This is a genomic window from Streptomyces sp. ALI-76-A (genome assembly GCF_030287445.1).
GTDB lineage: Bacteria > Actinomycetota > Actinomycetes > Streptomycetales > Streptomycetaceae > Streptomyces.
In genome coordinates, this window is the sequence record NZ_JASVWB010000004.1 from 840,924 (window position 1) to 855,330 (window position 14,407).

Annotated in this window: 10 protein-coding genes and 3 pseudogenes; 4 read left to right on the forward strand and 9 right to left on the reverse strand. The window is 69.1% G+C overall.

Features of this window, described 5'->3' with window-relative positions:
• Nucleotides 1-120: 120 nt before the first annotated feature.
• A pseudogene (locus tag QQS16_RS39780) lies at nucleotides 121-1,245 on the forward strand (helix-turn-helix transcriptional regulator); the annotation flags it as partial.
• Nucleotides 1,246-1,425: 180 nt separating this feature from the next.
• Here QQS16_RS39780 and QQS16_RS39785 read toward each other — a convergent pair.
• From QQS16_RS39785 to QQS16_RS39805, 4 genes are all read right to left on the reverse strand, one after another.
• Complete coding sequence (locus QQS16_RS39785) at nucleotides 1,426-1,557, reverse strand: hypothetical protein (protein WP_286067509.1); 132 nt, start codon at nucleotides 1,555-1,557, stop codon at nucleotides 1,426-1,428.
• Entirely contained in the window at nucleotides 1,554-2,477 is a 924-nt protein-coding gene (locus tag QQS16_RS39790; RefSeq protein WP_286067510.1) for a hypothetical protein, read from the reverse strand. Before QQS16_RS39790 ends, QQS16_RS39785 begins: the two co-directional genes overlap by 4 nt.
• Before the next feature lie 969 nt (nucleotides 2,478-3,446).
• A complete protein-coding gene (locus QQS16_RS39795) occupies nucleotides 3,447-4,511 on the reverse strand; it encodes a phage baseplate protein (RefSeq protein ID WP_286067511.1) in 1,065 nt (354 codons plus the stop codon).
• Nucleotides 4,512-5,245: 734 nt separating this feature from the next.
• Nucleotides 5,246-6,061, reverse strand: a complete 816-nt coding sequence (locus tag QQS16_RS39805; RefSeq protein ID WP_286067512.1) for an oxidoreductase — start codon at nucleotides 6,059-6,061, stop codon at nucleotides 5,246-5,248.
• A gap of 145 nt (nucleotides 6,062-6,206) precedes the next feature.
• On the opposite strand from QQS16_RS39805, the pseudogene QQS16_RS39810 reads away from it, so the two are divergent.
• From QQS16_RS39810 to QQS16_RS39820, 3 genes and pseudogenes are all read left to right on the forward strand, one after another.
• Nucleotides 6,207-6,497 (forward strand): annotated as a pseudogene (locus tag QQS16_RS39810) (IS5/IS1182 family transposase); the annotation flags it as partial.
• 743 nt (nucleotides 6,498-7,240) lie between these two features.
• Nucleotides 7,241-8,136: pseudogene (locus QQS16_RS39815) on the forward strand (aminoglycoside phosphotransferase family protein).
• Between the two features lie 577 nt (nucleotides 8,137-8,713).
• On the forward strand, nucleotides 8,714-8,824 hold the full coding sequence (locus tag QQS16_RS39820) for a DUF6207 family protein (protein ID WP_286067513.1): 111 nt from the start codon (nucleotides 8,714-8,716) through the stop codon (nucleotides 8,822-8,824).
• Between the two features lie 117 nt (nucleotides 8,825-8,941).
• Here QQS16_RS39820 and QQS16_RS39825 read toward each other — a convergent pair whose 3' ends face one another.
• The 5 genes from QQS16_RS39825 to QQS16_RS39845 form a co-directional block, all read right to left on the reverse strand.
• Nucleotides 8,942-9,664, reverse strand: coding sequence for an ABC transporter ATP-binding protein (locus QQS16_RS39825; protein ID WP_286067514.1), 723 nt, complete (start codon nucleotides 9,662-9,664; stop codon nucleotides 8,942-8,944).
• The gene (locus QQS16_RS39830) at nucleotides 9,657-10,577 is read right to left on the reverse strand and encodes an ABC transporter ATP-binding protein (protein ID WP_286068142.1); all 921 of its coding nucleotides are present in this window, start codon (nucleotides 10,575-10,577) and stop codon (nucleotides 9,657-9,659) included. Before QQS16_RS39830 ends, QQS16_RS39825 begins: the two co-directional genes overlap by 8 nt.
• A gap of 62 nt (nucleotides 10,578-10,639) precedes the next feature.
• A complete protein-coding gene (locus tag QQS16_RS39835; RefSeq protein WP_286067516.1) occupies nucleotides 10,640-11,521 on the reverse strand; it encodes an ABC transporter permease in 882 nt (293 codons plus the stop codon).
• Nucleotides 11,511-12,479: an ABC transporter permease gene (locus tag QQS16_RS39840; protein WP_286067517.1), complete on the reverse strand. Its 969-nt coding sequence runs from the start codon at nucleotides 12,477-12,479 to the stop codon at nucleotides 11,511-11,513. Before QQS16_RS39840 ends, QQS16_RS39835 begins: the two co-directional genes overlap by 11 nt.
• A gap of 23 nt (nucleotides 12,480-12,502) precedes the next feature.
• Nucleotides 12,503-14,089, reverse strand: a complete 1,587-nt coding sequence (locus QQS16_RS39845; RefSeq protein WP_286067518.1) for an ABC transporter substrate-binding protein — start codon at nucleotides 14,087-14,089, stop codon at nucleotides 12,503-12,505.
• Between the last annotated feature and the right edge of the window lie 318 nt (nucleotides 14,090-14,407).

Genomic DNA, 14,407 nt, shown 5'->3' on the forward strand with positions numbered 1-14,407 from the left:
AGCAAGTCGATCCGATGCGGATTATCCAGAAGAGACCCTGATGAAATCGCTGGTCACCGGGTCCGACAGCGTGGACCTGCCGCCGTGATGGAGCACGGGCCCCGCTCAATGTCCCCGGCGGTGCGCTCCGAGGTGGCACACACTCTGGAGGTGGCCCGTTCCCTCGGGGACGAGACGGGGGTGGCGGGTGCGCTGAGCGTCGCGGCGCTGGGGGAGGCGTACGAGCGGGAGACGGCCGCGGCGGACGACTTCACCCGCCGGGCGGCGGCCCTCGTGGACTCGCTGCCGGACGGCGATCTGACCGGTCTGTGCGAGCCGCTGGTACGGCTGGCCTGGGCGGAGGCGTTCCTGGAGCGCTTCGCCGACGCCGAGCGGCACGCTGATCGCGGCCTGGCCATAGCCCGCTGCACCGGCCAGATCTACCTCCTGCCCCACCTTCTCCTGTGCAAGACACACGTGCGCACCTCGGCGGTGGCCAGTGGCCGCGGATCGTCCATCGCTTGGTGTGTACTCGGCTATGCGGCACTCACTGCCGGTGACCCGGCTCGTGCCCGGGAGGCGGTGCTGTGCGCCGGCGGCCCCGGCCTGCGGCGGATGCAGCCCTCCATGCGTCCGCTGTTCGTGGAGGTCCTGGTGACCGCCGCCGTCACCTTGGGTGACCTGGACGCGGCGAAGGACTGGGCCGAGCGGGCCCGCGAGGAGGCCGAGCGGCTCGATCTGCCCGTGCAGCGCGCCTCTGCCATGCGCAGCGCCGCGCAGATACGCCTCGGTCTCGGTGACGACAAGGCGGCGGCGGACCTGTTCGTGGCGGCGGCCGACGAGAGCGCCCGCAGCGGAGGAGTGTTCTGGGAGGCGTTCTCCCTGCTCTTCGGCGCCTCCCTGTCGGCGGCGGACCCGGGCGGCTCGCAGCGCGGGCAGGCGGCCTGGCAACGGGGGCGGCGGCTCGCCCTGGCCGGGGGCTGCGGGATGCTGACCGGTCTTGCCGAGGCGGTCGGCCCGGCGGTGGCCGCCGCCGCTGACGGGCCCGAGCGCCGCCTCGCCGAACTGACCGCCCGCGAACGGGAGATCGCCGACCTCGTCGCCGACGGCCTCACCAGCCCGGCGATCGCCGAACGTCTCTGCCTGAGCCGCCGCACGGTCGAGACCCACATCTCCCGGGTCTACCGCAAGACGGGAGTCTCTTCGCGGGCGGCTCTGGCGGGCTTGATGGCGGGGCGCACGCCGAGGCCTTCCTCGAGAGGATGAGTCACGCCCGGTTCGAAGCCGCGGATACCGGTTCCAGTTTTGCCCACTGTGCATTCGTCGGATCGTGCCGCCCACGAAGTGGATCTCGACACGTCAAGATCCACTTCTGAAGCGCACCTTAGGAGGGCCCGGAGGTGTCCTGGGTTTCATTCGTCCAGCGGCAGACGTCCGCCCGTTGGCTCACGGGGCGGTGCGCCCTTCGGCGGAGATGACGGTGTCGCGCTGGCGGTGGCGCCTTGCGTGCTCCAGGACCTGGCGGGCGACGCTGGAGGGGTGGGTCGGCAGCTGGGTGGTGATCTTTTCGGGGTTCATGGAGTCGTAGCCGGGCTTCGTTCGCTGCTGCGCAGCTGCTCGATGGTGTCCAGGACCGGGGGCCGGTTGGAGTGGGTGCGTTCATATTCCTCGATGACCGCCAGGTCCGACTGGGACAGTGTGCGCAGCTGCTGCGTGATGTTGTCGACGCTGAGCTGGCTGAAGCGGGCGATCGGCAACTCCTCCTCCCGGGCCACCGCACCCCGGACGCCTTCGGCCATGCGGGTCGGCTCGGGCATCTCGCGCACCGCGTGCTCGGCCGCGCCTGTGGCCTGGCGGATGCCTGTCTGGGCGGCGTCTTGCACCCGGTTGGCGGCGCTCCGCAGTGTGCGGGCGGCCGCGTCGGCCAGGCCGCCGCCGTTCTCCCGGATGAAGTCGTTGGTCGCTGCGGCCACGGCCCGTGCGCGGTCGGCGATGCTGTCTTCCAGTTTGTCGAGGAGCTCCTCGTCCTGACGGCGCAGGTCGGCGAGCAGGTCGGCGACGGCCGGCTCATGGGCCTCTTCGGCGATGCTCTGACCGGCCCGGCAGGTCGCCAGCGCCCGGGCGGTGACCGCGTACTCGTCCTCGGCGTTCCTCAGCAGCCGCCGTTCGTCGTCCGGCTGCCGCCCGCGCAGCACGTCCGTCAGGAAGGTGGATCCGACGGTCAGCGGCAGCATCACGGTGCGCACGGCGCCGCGGGAAATGAACCGCGCCATGTCCACGGTGCCCTCGACGAGTCCGCCGCGGGGCCGTAGCGCACGCACCTGCTGTTCGATGCGCTCAAGGCTGTCCTGGACATCGTCCATCTGGCGCTCGAGCATCTGCCGGGACGGGCCGGGCGGCGTGATCGCCATATCGGCCCTGAACCGGTCGACGACCGCAGCATGCGCCTCGCGGGCATCCTCCAGCGCCGGTACGAGCGCGTCCGTCAGCACTGCCATGGCTGCTCCCTGGGGGTGTAGGGGTCAGGCGGCCGGTCAGAGGGCCGCTCATCGGGGAACGGTTGCCCGCCGGGCCGTTCACCGCGGCCAGGCAACCGGAGACCATCCTTCAGGACTCCCGGCAAGATCGCCGGGAGGCTGGGCCCGTTCGCGCTCGTTCTCGCCCGTACGGCTGTGACCGGCTGGGTGTCTTCGTTCCCGCTGTCCCGCTGTCCTGCTGTCCTGCCGGGCCCATGGCGACAGGCGGGGAAGACAGCATGTGGACCGGGTCCTGACCTTGCGGCCCTGGAGCGGGTGCCCTTGTGAAGGGGGAGTGGGCTGAACGGGTGGTGACGGCGGTTGTACTGTGCCGAAAATTCTTGATCACGCGTTGGTCCGGGTGTGAATCCTCGCGTGGACGACACGGTGCCGTACGCGGCACCGCTCTCACTGACTGGCTCCCGGCCCGGACGGGACGATCTGAGCATCGGCGTCAGGCGGGACGGCGGGTGGAGCCGGACCGTGATGGTCATCTGCTCAGCGGTGCTGGTGGCGGCTGCTGTGGTGCTTGCCGTTGCGGACCGGCTCGCTTGAGAGACCCACAGACGGGTGCTCAGGACAAGACGGACGGCCCGGGCTCGACCGCGGCGCAGCCAGGTCAGGTGCGGGCGTGTGTCTGCGTGACCAGCTGGCCGAGGTGATCACCTCTCTCCGCTGGCAGACAGCGATGATGCGGTCGCACACCCCCGGCCGTGCCACCGACCCAGAGGCCGGTCGCACACCCCCGGCCGTGCCACGGGCCCAGAGGGCGAGTCGGCACCTGACTCGCAGCTCAGGGGATCAAGACCTGGCGACTGATCGGTCCCCACAGGACGGAACGAGCGGTTCCGGCCCTGCGGGGCGGGGATCGGCCCTGAACCCACCTCGGTGTGGATCTGGGACCCGGGTGCCGCGCACCATCAGACCGCAGCCAGTGCACCATTTAGTTGTCTACCCGGCGAGGTCGCTCTTGTAGAAGACGGTCGCCTGGAACTCGTCAGGACTGACGGCGATCTTGCTGGAGAAGCCGAACGCGAGCCGCGGGCCGCTGGGAGACCGCCAGATCGCCATTCCCTGAGGTTCGCGACCGGGCAGCGAGTTGCCCGCGGTCGTCGGATACTTCTCGTTGTACTGCCCCCCGGTCTGGTTCATATCAAGACGAACCAGGTAAGACGGCTTTGCCGGATCGGAGGGCTTCGCGGGCGCACCACCGTAGGAGAGGTACGCGTACTGGCCGTAGGAGGTAACGCCCTGGAAGAGGTCCGAGCCACTGAGGCCGAGTTGGGCGTTGGTCGGCAAGGCGCGCTTGGCGAGGGGGCGAGTGTTGTCGTTGATGCCCCGGGCAATGACGTCGGAGAGGTCGAAGAGCGCGAGGCGCCACGGACTCGTCGTCCCCATGTACCGGACGAGCAACCGGTTCGTGTAGGGATCGATCGACGGTCTCGGACAGTCCAGGAAATCTGAGAGACCGATCTTGAATTCCGAGACGCCGGGGCTGCTGTGGTAGTCGATCAGGCCCCCGTCCTGGTACTTGATGCGGCAGATCGTGTGGCTGTTGGGGGCCGTACCGGAAGTCAGGCTCCGGTAGTCGCCCGCGAGCCAGATGAACGGAGATCCGGATGTATCCGGCTGGATCCCTATCGAAGAGCCATGGTCGAACGCGTGGAGCGCCATGGAGCCCAGCACGTTGCCGCTCAGGTCGGTCCTGGTCACCCAGAGGTCGCCGGTATCACTTCCGACCTTGGTCTGCACGAAGTAGATGTGCCCGTGGACGTGGTCGAAGGCGAAGGACTGCATGGCCCAGTAGGGCTGGTGCAGCGTTCGCCGCACGACGGGATCGCCGCCGTTCCCCGCGAGTACGAAGTACTGCGACGGGTCGACGTCCGCATGCGCCGTTGCAGCCGTCAACAAGGAGAAACCGCCGCTTGCGGCGGCGGCAGCTATCCCTGTGCCGGTCCGGAGGAGTGCGCGACGGCTTACGGCACTCCCAGCACCGCTTTGGGAAGTCTTACTCAAGTACATCACCATATCTGCTAGTTGAGCCGCATTTTGTTGAGCACGATCAACTTAGCATCGGACCTCTGCGCATCGATATGCCGAACTGAGGGCGAGACGTGCTCACTTCACCTGCCCGTCGAGGGAGGAGAACGATCGCCCGCTCCAGAACGAGTCCCTGATGTGGGGCAGAGGCCGCTCCGCCCTGGGCTTGTCCTTCGGATGCGAGGCCGGGGGACCCTGCGGCAGACCCAAGCCCACACCGACGCGGTCGGCGACATCGACTGGCTGGTCCAGATCGACTCCACCATCGTCCGCGCTCATCAGCACGCCGCCGCCACGGGCCGAAAAGGGGCGGCATCGGCAGCACGAACCAGACGATCACGCCCTCGGCCGATCCCGAGGCGGGCTGACCACCAGGTGTCGCGCCTGGAGCGTGGCACCACCCGGCCCGCGTCCACGGCGAGCAGGGTCCTGCCCCCGTCCCACTTCGGCTCGCCCGCCCAGCCCGGCTGCAGAGCGGGATCAGGTGCGGGGGTGGCCAGCATCGGCTCCGGCAGCGTCCACGTCACGCACCATGCCTTCCATCCAGGTCATCGGCCGCCCGGGTGACCGGTGACCGGACCGGTCGGGGTCGGGGCGAGGGAACCCCCGATCATGCCGTCCCTGGCGGCGTCCACGAGTGACTCGACTCCACCCCACTCGGGTAGTCCAGAGCCTCCACTGATATCGGTGCGGTTCACTGTCTGTAGATCTCAGCCGGCGAGCTTGTTGGTCTTGCGGATCTGTCCGTCGAAGACCCCGGCGGGGAGGATGCGGTGCGCCGCGCTGAGGAGCCGGGCGCTCCGGCCGGCGGTGTACCGCACCTTCGGCTTGGAGTCGGTGGCGGCCGCGACGATCGCCTTCGCGACGGTGGTGGGGTCGTCACCGTCCGCGTTGACCGCCAACGCCAACTGGTCGGCGATGCGCCGCTGCTCCGCGTAGATTCGCATGGGCATGTCGGGCTCGACGGTGTTCGCCTCGAACGAGGATTTGGTGCCGCCCGGCTGGACGATAAGGGCCCGGACCCCGTGTTCGCGGATCTCGTGGTCCAGAGACTCGGTGTACCCCTCGAGGGCGTGCTTGGACGCCGAGTAGGTGGCCATGTAGGGCGCGGGGAGGAACCCGAGGACGGACGAGATGTTGATGATGCGTCCGCTTCCCTGGGTGCGCATGTGCGGGAGAACGGCCTTGGCCATGCGCATCACACCGAAGACGTTGATGTCGAAGAGGCGCTGGGCCTGCGCGAGAGAGTTTTCCTCGGCGGCGCCCGAGGAGCCGATGCCCGCGTTGTTGACCAGGATGTCGATCCGCCCGAACCGCTCGATCACCTGCTCGACCGCGGCAGCGACCGAATCGTCGCTGCCCACGTCGAGGGCGAGGAACGTCACCCCGTCGCGACGGTCGACTCCCGACGTTTTCCGGCTCGTTCCCACCGTCTCGAAACCCGCTGCGGCGAGCGCGAGGGCGGCCGCCTTTCCGATACCGGTGGACGCACCTGTCACGAGTGCCACCGGTCGAGTAGTCGCCATCACGAGCTCCCTGGGATTGAAGTACGTCCGTATGTCTTACGACCGTATGCCTTACGTTCGTACGACTATATGACCGTCGTCGGTCGATGGCAAGTGGTCGCGTCCGACGACTCGAGGAGGATCCGGGAAACGTGGGGTGCGGTGCGGGGAGAACAGACTCGCCCCCGACCACGTCGGGGGCGATGAGACGTACTCGTCATGCCGCAATCGGCGTCACCTGGAGAGCCAGATCAAGCACACGATCCCCGAGCTGGGGGACCAGCGGACCAACCGCTGGCGCCGTGGCAGCCAAGGCGGCAGACCCACAGGACTCGACAAGATGACCTACCGACGCCGCAATGAAGTCGAGCGGGCCATCAACCGGCTCAAGAACTTCCGAGCTGTCGTCACGCGCTGTGGCAAGAGGGCGTGCGTCTTCCACGGGACGCTCACCGTAGACCTCACCGTTGTCCGGCAGCAGCCAGTACGAGTTGATGCCGTCCTCGAAGCAGCCGAGGAACACCGCTCGACCTGCGGGAAGCTCGCGGACTGCCAGTTGCCGGTCCCAGTCCCGCACGAGCATCCGGTTGCAATCGGCCGGCAATCCCTGCTCCACAAGGAGGCGGGCTGCGTGGCCGCGTACGCCGCCGGAGGCAAGACCGTGCTCGTCATACGGCAACCAGGCCACGTCACCCATGTCCATCAGCCTGCCGTTCACGGTCCACCCCCAGTGACTGGGCCGATCTTCTCAGACCCCAACACAACCCATCGGACAGGACTCGGACAGGACCTAGCCGTGCGGCGCTCGTAGGCGGGCAGCTGGTACAGGAGGGCTTCGGGGGTGATGGCCGGCGCCCGCGCATCTCGGGCCACTCGAAAGCGATTAGGGGCCTGCGATCCGGATCCGGACGAGCGCAGGGCGGTGACGTGCATGGTCCCAGGCGAGGCACTGAATCGCGTCGGCGATACTTCCTGGCGTGACACGAGAAGACACCCAGGCGGTCAGACCGCCTGAAGGTGATCTGGTCAAGTGATCTGGTCCGAAGCTGCCACTGTGACCTGAGGCGACCAGAACGGTTGGGACACCTGGGTGGGCGAAGATCTCAGTTGATCTGGACCCTGGCGTATGAATACTGGCTGTCGTCGCAGTTGATCTGGTCTGCCTCCGGCGTGAATTGGACTAGTGGAAGGGTCTCGAGAATGACTATGCACGATGACCAGGTGGAGCTGACCACCGACATCGTTGCGGCCTTGATCCGCGAACAGTTCCCTCAGTGGAGCGGCAAGCCGATCCGACCCCTGTCGTCGACCGGGACGGTCCACGCCATCTTCCGCATCGGGGACGACCTCTCCGCGCGTTTCCCACTGCGTCTGGTTGATGCCGCCGAGGCGCTGACGGTTCTTGAGCAGGAAGCCCAGGCGAGCGCGGAGTTGGCACGGTGTCCCGGTTCCCCGCCCCGGAACCCGTGGCCTTGGGAGAGCCCGGAGCGGGTTACCCGATGCCGTGGTCGGTCCAGACATGGCTGCCGGGAACGGTCGCCTTTGATGCCGACCCGAGTGGGTCGGACGCTTTTGCCGAGGACCTTGCGGCCTTCATCGCGGACCTGCGGGACGCCGAGACGCGGGGGCGGCTTTTCAGCGGCGAAAATCGGGGAGGCGTTCTCGCTCACCACGACGATTGGATGGCGAAGTGCTTCGCGGAGAGTGAGGGGTTGCTCGACGTTCCCCGGCTGCGCCAGGTGTGGGGCCACTTCCGGGAGTTGCCACGCACGGGTGCCGATGTGATGAGCCATGGTGACTTGATTCCCGGCAATGTACTGGTCGCGGGAAACAGGCTCAGCGGCGTGCTCGACACCGGCGGCTTCGGCCCGGCCGACCCCGCGCTGGATCTGGTCAGTGCCTGGCACCTGTTGCGGCCGGGCCCGCGGGAAGTGCTCCGACGGACACTGGCCTGTGACGATCTGGAGTGGGAGCGCGGCAAGGCATGGGCGTTCGAACAGGCGATGGGTCTTGTCTGGTACTACGCCGAGAGCAACCCGACGATGAGCACCATGGGGCGTCGGACACTCGACCGCATTCTGGAGTCGATGGAGTGATGTCGCCCTGATCGTGGACCGTGATAGAGACGATCGCTTGCCGCCCCCAACGACAGCAGCACCAACGGGAACAGATCATCTGAGACGACGAGCGAATCGGGCCAGATCCGTCCTGCTGACGTCCCGCAGCGAAGGTTGAGCGGTTCTCACCGAAGGTCGAGCAGGCCGATCGGCGGGGCGGATGCGGAGCCCGCGTTCGGAGGTCCGGATGATCCGTGAGCAGGCAACAGGTGCCTTCACCTGAAGGTGAGATCACGCTGTAGCGAGCGCGGTTGGACACCGGCGAGGATACCCACCATGCCCGCGGATCAGAACCTCGTTCCTCTTCGCTCTGCACACGTGGCACCCATCGTGTTCGGCGCGGGAGCGGCCATCGGCCTGCTGGGCGGGGTGATCGGGTTGGGTGGTGCCGAGTTCCGCCTGCCGCTGCTCATCAGGGCAATGAAGACGACGACTGACTCCCTCGGCTTTCCGGACGGGCCGGTGTATGAGCCAGTTCGTTCAGTGTTGGCGCCTGTTTCCCCCGGGCCGAGGGCGAAGGTGCTGACCGTCACCCCCGGCTCTGTGCATGGACCCGATGAACGAGATGCACGTCAGCGAGCCCGGCCTGGTCGTCGTCGACATCCCTGCCGCCGACGACGCCACCGCGCTCGCCTTCCAGCAGCAGCTCGCCGAACGCTGGGCATAGCACTTTCCCTCCCCGGTACGCCGCCGCCGAGGAGCGCGGCGACAGCCTCCTCCTCCAGCCGTGTGACGCCGTAGCAGCGCCGCACAGACGTCCTGCTCGTGATCGTCCTCTCCCCCTTCACGTAGCAGGCGGTACAGCGGAAGCCTCCCGCAGGCCCGATGCCCGCGGGAGCTTTCCCATGTCCTGGGCAACGACCTCGTCCCAGCGCAGAGTCCGGTCGCACCAGCGGTGCAGGAGTGTCTGGTCGTGGCCCACGGCGAGCAGGCCGGCGCCGGTGGTGGCGCGGTAGTCCTCGACGGCGGTGACCAGTGCGGCGGTGGTGGAGGCGTCCAGCATGGCGGTCATTTCGTCGCAGATGAGCCAGCGTGGGCGCAGGACCAGGGCGCGGGCGAGGCAGGCGCGTTGGAGCTGGCCGTCGCTGACCTCGTGGGGGCGACGGTCCAGGAGGTCAGGGGTGAGGCCGACGGCTGCGGACAGTTCGGTGACACGTTCGCCGATCTCGTCGCGGAGGCCGACCGCGCGCGCGGGTTCGGCGATCAGGTCGGTGAGCCGCAGTCGGGGGTCGGCGGAGAGGCGGGGCTGCTGGAAGACGACGCCGAAGGTGGTGCGCAGTGCGCGCGGGGCGCGGTGGCGCCAGCGCCGTACTTGGTCGCCATCGAGGATCAGGGTTCCGGCGTCGGGGCGGTGCAGCAGGGCCGCGACGCGGGCGAGGGTGGATTTGCCGCAGCCGCTGGGGCCCAGGAGGCCGACGGCCTCGCCGGGGGCGACGGTCAGGGTGGCGTTGCGGACGACGGGAGTCTTCCTGTCGTATCCGGCGGTGATGTCGTGCAGTTCAAGCACGGAGGTCCTCCGGTACGTGCGGGTGGTGGCAGGCGAGGCCGCTGGTCGTCGGGGGGAGCGCGGTGCAGACGTCGGTGGCCCGCTCGCAGCGTGGGGCGAAGGCGCAGCCGTGGGGGAGGGCGCCGAGTTCGGGCGGCATTCCGGGGATCGGGGTGAAGGCGCGGTCGGGGAGCGCCTGGAGGAGGCCGCGGCTGTAGGGGTGGCGGGGGCCTGGGGTGCCGAAGAACGTTGCCGCGTCGGTGAGTTCGACGATCCGGCCCGCGTACATCACGGCCACGCGGTCGGCGATGCGCGCGGCGGCCATGAGGTCGTGGGTTATCACCAGCAGGGCCCGGCCCGCGCCGTCCTCGCGGTCGACGTGACGCCGTAGCTCGTCGACCGTGTGGTCCACCAGGTCGCGGTCGAGTCCGGTGGTCGGTTCGTCGGCGAGCAGCAGGGGTGCGTCACCGGCGAGGGCGAGGGCGGTCGCGGCGCGCTGGGCGAGGCCACCGGAGAGCTGGTGCGGATGGCGGTCGAGATGGTCGGTGGGGAACGCGGCGCGTTCGGCGGCCGCGTCGGCGGCGGCCCGTACGGCGGCACGCCCCCGGACGCCGGCCAACGCGGCGAGAGTTTCCTCCAGTTGGGAACGGACCGTGCGCACCGGGGTGAGGTGGGCTGCGGGGCTCTGCGGGATGAGCCCGATCAGGCGGCCCCGTACCGTGCGGGCGAGGGTGCGTTCGTCGGCGGCGAGCAGGTCCAGGCCGCCCAGGCGGGCCTGGCCCGTGGTCTGGGCGTTGGCGGGGAGCAGACCGAGGAGGGCGGAGGCGAGGACCGACTTGCCGCAGCCGCTTTCACCGATCAGGGCGAGGCACTCGCCGGCCGCCACGTCGAAGTGTGCGTCGGTGACGGCGGCGATCCGGCGACCGCCGGGCATGAGGAAACGCACCGACAGCCCGCTCACCGACAGGACGGGGGTTCGTTCGTCCGGTGGCTGGGTCACAGCATCAGCTCCGATCGGCGGCGGGGGTTGATCCGCTCCCGCCAGGCTCCGGCGAGACCGGCGATGGCGAGGGTGGGGACGATGATGAGCAGGCCGGGGAAGAGGGTGGGCCACCACTGCCCGGCGAGCAGCGAGCCCCGGGCTTGCTGGATGAGGGTGCCGAGGCTGGCCGTGTGGGTGGGCAGGCCCAGTCCGAGGAAGGACAGGGCCGACTCGTGCCACATGGCGTGCGGCACCATCAGCACGGCGGCCAGTGCCGCTTGCGGCAGCACGGCCGGCAGCAGATGCCGTACCGCCACCCGCCACCTCGACGCGCCCCCGGAGACGGCCGCGTCGATGTATGGCCGGGAGCGCAGGGAAAGCACCTCCGCGCGGACGATCCGGGCGGTGGACAGCCAGTGGGTCAGGGCGACCGAGACCACCACCGGCCAGACGCCGGGCCGGAACATGGCGACGATGAAGATGCCCAGCAGCAGATGCGGTACGGACGAGATGGTGTCGACCACCCGCATGACGCCCCGGTCGACCCAGCCGCCCAGGGCGCCGGCGGTCGCCCCGACGGCCGTGCCGATCACGGTCGCCGTGAGCGCCGCCGTCACCCCGACCAGCAGAGAGACGCGCAGGCCGTAGACGCAGCGCAGGAGCAGGTCGCGGCCGAGGTCGTCGGTGCCGAAGGGATGGTCCCAGCTCGGCGGCAGCAACTTCGCGCCCAGGTCGACGGCCTGCTGGTCGAGTTGCACCAGCGGCGGCACGAGGAGGACGGCCAGGACCGTCGCGGTCACCAGAGCCGCCGAGACGCGCACGCGTACCGTCCGGGTGGAGCGGCGGTCGGTGCCGTAGGACCGCCAGGCGGTCTCGGCCGTAGGTTCACATGTCACTGAGCTTCACCCTCGGGTCGAACAGGCCGTAGAGCAGGTCGGCGAGCAGGTTGCCGAGGAGTACGGCGGCGGTGGCCAGCGTGGTCAGCGCGGCGAGCAGCGGGAAGTCGACGGCGGTGGCCGCTTGTACGGTGGCCGCCGCGATGCCGGGCCAGCTGAAGACGCTCTCCACCAGCAGGGCGCCGGTGATGAGTTCGGGCACGCGGGAGCCGACCAAGGTGAGGACCGGCAGCATTCCGGAGCGCAGGGCGTGGCCGAGCAGGACGGTGCGTTCGCTCAGCCCTCGTGCGCGGGCGCCGCGTACGGGGTCCTCCGCGAGGGCGTCGCCGACACCCTGGCGGACGTACAAGGTGAACCAGGGAAGTTGGGAGACGGCGAGCACCCCGGCCGGCAGTACGAGGTGGCTCGCGACCTGCCCCGGCGTGATCCGCTCGCTGGCGGTGTCGGTGAGACCGCCGGCCGGGAGCACGCCCCACTGGAGGGCGAACAGCCAGATCACGAGCAGGGCGATCCAGAAGACGGGTGCCGCCTCCAGGGTGTAGGCGAGGGAGGTGACGATCCGGTCGAACCACGATCCGGGGCGGCGGGCCGCCAGTACACCGAGTACCGTGCCGGCCAGCACGGCCACCGTGAACGCGACCGCGCACAACAGTGCGGACCAGACAAGGCGTTCGCCGATGACCTGGGCGACCGGCTGCCGCATCACGCTGGACTGGCCGAGGTCCCCGCCGAGCGCGGAGGTCAGCCAGTTCCACCAGCGCGTCGTGAACGGCTGGTCCACGCCGAGGTTGTCCCGCAGTCGCTCCAGCGTCTGCGCGTCGGCGCCGAGCGCGGCCGTACCGGCGTACGCCCGGACGGGGTCGAAAGGGGAGGCGGCGGCGATGGCGAAGACGCCGAAGGTGACGACGAGGAGGACGGGGGCGGCGAACAGCAGCCGCCGCCCTGCCAGGCGTGCCATCGCTCCCCAGGGCAGGGAGGATTTCACTTCTTCGGCTGCCAGGTCTCGAGGTTCCACCACGGGCCGCTGGCGAATCCGTGTTCGTGCGGCTCGACCTGCGTGCTCAGCCCGTCCCAGCGGTCGGCGAGGACGTAGACGTGGTGGATGTGGGTGAGGAAGGTGTAGCCGGGGTTCTTCACCAGTTCGCGCTGGAGGCTGTCGTAGGCCCCCTTCCGGATTGCCGTGTCCGAGCTGCGACGGCCGGTGTCGAGCGCCTTGTCCACGACCGCGTCGTCGTAGCGGGCCATGTTGTTGAAGCCGTTGCCGGCGAGGGAGGAGTGCAGCAGCGTGTAGAGACCGAAGTCGGGGTCGCCGTTGCTGCCGAAGCCGGCGAGAACCGCGGTGTTCTTCATCCGCGGCTCGATGACCTCCCAGGTGGCGCTCTCCGCCGTCACCTGGATGCCGGCCTTTTTGGCGTCGGAGGCGTAGGCGAGGGCGTGGTCCTGGCGGACCTTGTCGCCCGAGGGGTAGAGGAGGGTGAAGGACGCCCGCTGTCCGTCCTTGACGCGGATGCCGCCGTCGCCGTTCTTCCAGCCCGCCCGGTCGAGGATCCGCTTGGCCTTGGCGAGGTCCTGCGTGCGTTCGATGCCCTTGGCGAACCAGGCATCGTCGACGGGCAACGGTCCGTATGCCGGGCGGCCTGCGCCGTCGAGGATCTGGTCGACCATGGTCTGGCGGTCCACGGCTGCGTCCAGGGCCTGGCGGATGGCGCGGTCACCGGTGACCTTGTTGGCGGTGGGGAGGGTGACAGCGCGGAAGTCGTACGTCTTGGCCTCGTACGTCTTCTTCCCCGTGTCGTTCTGGAAGGTGGCGGCGAGGTTGGGCGGGAGTACCGCGCCGTCGAGGTCGCCCGAGCGCAGCCGGGTGGCGCGCACGTTGTCGTCCTCGATGACCGCCATGGTCACCTTCTTCACTTCTGGCGCGCCGCCCCAATAGGTGGGGTTGGCCTTGAAGGTGAGCTTTTCGCCCCTGCTCCAGCCGGCGAGGACGTACGGGCCGGTGCCGACCGGTTCGGTGTTGAAGGCGCCGGTGTTGGGGTCCTGCCTGCCGGCGACGTGCTCGGGCACGATCGGCAGCACCGTGCGCCCGGCGAAGGGGGTGTAGGGGTACTTCAGGGTGAAGACGACCGTGTCGTCGCCGTCCGCCCGTACCGTCTTGATGGCGTCCAGCTCGGTGCGGGAGGTGTTGTTGGTCTTCGCGTCGAGGATCGTCTTGTACGTGAAGACCACGTCGGCGGAGGTGAGCGGTTCGCCGTCGCTGAACTTCACGCTGTCGCGCAGGGTGTAGGTGTAGGTCAGGCCGCCGTCGCTGACCTGGGGCAGCGCCTTCGCCAGCGCCGGTCTCAGCTTCAGGTCGGTGTCCCGGGCGAGCAGACCGTCGAATATCTTCGAGTTGCCGTCCTTGCCGTAGCCGAGCAGCGGGCTCAGTGTGTCCGGCTCGGAGGCGACCCCGATCACGACGGAGCCGGCCGCATCGCCGCCGCCCGTGCTGTTGCCGGGGGCCGAGCAGGCGGCGACACCAGTGAGTATCGCCGCGGTCGCGGCAGCTGTCCGTATCCGTCGGACCGTCATGGAACCTCACACCCTTATTGATCGAGCAATGCTGTTGCATGTTAATCGCAACAAGCGCTACCTCGGTGGGCGGGAGGTCAGTCCGCTGCTCGCATCACTCCGCGGCCGGCTCGGCGAACTGCCCGGCATCGAGTGGCCGAGAGCTCCACACCCCAGGCTCCGGAGAGTTCAACGCCGTAACGCTCTACGCCTGCTCACGGCACGGGCACGGGGGTCGTCAGCATCGGCTCCGGCATCGTCCATGTCACCTCCCATCCCTCCGTCCCAGCGGGGGAACAGGTGCGGTTCGACTGGGATGACCTCGTCCGGTTCCACCGC

Coding starts and splice junctions, on each gene's coding strand:
- QQS16_RS39840 (WP_286067517.1), bottom strand. CDS start 12,479: ATGGCACGCCTGGCAGGGCGGCGGCTGCTGTTCGCCGCCCCCGTCCTC.
- QQS16_RS39820 (WP_286067513.1), top strand. CDS start 8,714: ATGAACGAGATGCACGTCAGCGAGCCCGGCCTGGTCGTCGTCGACATC.
- QQS16_RS39845 (WP_286067518.1), bottom strand. CDS start 14,089: ATGACGGTCCGACGGATACGGACAGCTGCCGCGACCGCGGCGATACTC.
- QQS16_RS39790 (WP_286067510.1), bottom strand. CDS start 2,477: ATGGCAGTGCTGACGGACGCGCTCGTACCGGCGCTGGAGGATGCCCGC.
- QQS16_RS39805 (WP_286067512.1), bottom strand. CDS start 6,061: ATGGCGACTACTCGACCGGTGGCACTCGTGACAGGTGCGTCCACCGGT.
- QQS16_RS39785 (WP_286067509.1), bottom strand. CDS start 1,557: ATGAACCCCGAAAAGATCACCACCCAGCTGCCGACCCACCCCTCCAGC.
- QQS16_RS39830 (WP_286068142.1), bottom strand. CDS start 10,577: ATGCCCGGCGGTCGCCGGATCGCCGCCGTCACCGACGCACACTTCGAC.